This is a genomic window from Bordetella petrii, from assembly GCF_020991325.1.
GTDB classification, from domain to species: domain Bacteria; phylum Pseudomonadota; class Gammaproteobacteria; order Burkholderiales; family Burkholderiaceae_B; genus Bordetella_A; species Bordetella_A petrii_E.
In genome coordinates, this window is the sequence record NZ_JAJMLX010000504.1 from 1 (window position 1) to 1174 (window position 1174).

The window sequence follows — 1174 nt, forward strand, 5'->3', positions numbered from 1 at the left end:
CTGGCGCAGGCGCTCGCCCAACGCCCCGCCCTGCGACGCGCTCGCCCCGCCATGCGCCATGGCCATGGCCATGGCCAAACCTATCGATAAACGCTTCAGTAACATGCTGCTGTCCTCCGTCGGTCGCGGCAGGCCATTGCCCGCCTTGTTCTCGTCATGATAAAAGTCTGGCGTGCCATCCAGAAGTTAAATATTCAAATGCCATCCAGTCGAAAACCAAATAGAGTGCTGTTCGACCTGGACCTGCTGCGCGCCATGGTTGCCGTGGCCGAGTACGGCAGCTTTACTACCGCCGCCACCCGCCTGCACTCGACCCAATCCACCGTCAGCCAGAAAATCCGCCGCCTGGAAGACCTGGCCGGGCATGCGCTGCTGGACCGCGGCAACCGCGACGTGCGCCCCACCGAAGCCGGGCATGTACTGCTGGGCTATGCGCGCCAGATGCTGGCCGCCAACGAACAGCTCGCCGAAGCGCTGTCGGGCGGCACGGTGGCGGTTACCCTGCGGCTGGGCTTGCCGGAAGACTTCGCCACCGGCCAGACCACCCGGGAATTGTCGGCCTTCAACCGCCGCCATCCGCATGTGAAGCTGGAAGTCACCAGCGGCCTGAGCCGCGACCTGGCGGCCAGCTACGACCACGGCGAGCTGGACCTGGCCCTGGTCAAGCAGCGCCGCCACAGCCGCGCGGCCGCCGCGTGCCGGCCCGAGCACCTGGCATGGCTGGACAGCGCCCGGCATCCCTGCATAGCCATGGACCCGGTGCCGTTGGTGGCGTTTCCGGCGCGCGGGCTGTACCGCGATGACATGATCCAGGCACTGGAAACCATAGGCCGCCGCTGGCGCATCAGCTTCACCAGTTCCAGCCTGGGCGGCATCCAGGGCGCCGTGGCCAGCGGCATGGGCATCAGCCTGCTGCCGCGCCGCGCGGCCACCAAAGACCATGCCGTTCTCAACAAGAAAAGCGGGCTGCCGCCCGTCGATGCCTACGAGATCGGCATTTTCCACCGCCCCGCCGCCGAACCGCTGGTGCAGGAACTGGCCGAAGTCCTGCTGCGCATGCTGGACCGCGACACCCGCCCGGCTTCAGCCCGCTAGCTCGCCCTGCCAGATGGCGCCGCGATGCACCACGATGCGGTCGACGGGCACGCCGGCCACCGCCGCCGCCGCGTTCGGC

Annotated in this window: 1 protein-coding gene; it reads left to right on the plus strand. The window is 67.9% G+C overall.

The features are described 5' to 3' along the window. The first annotated feature begins 198 nt into the window (after positions 1–198). Positions 199–1095, plus strand: a complete 897-nt coding sequence (locus tag LPZ50_RS24975; protein ID WP_230665515.1) for a LysR substrate-binding domain-containing protein — start codon at positions 199–201, stop codon at positions 1093–1095. Positions 1096–1174 lie beyond the last annotated feature (79 nt).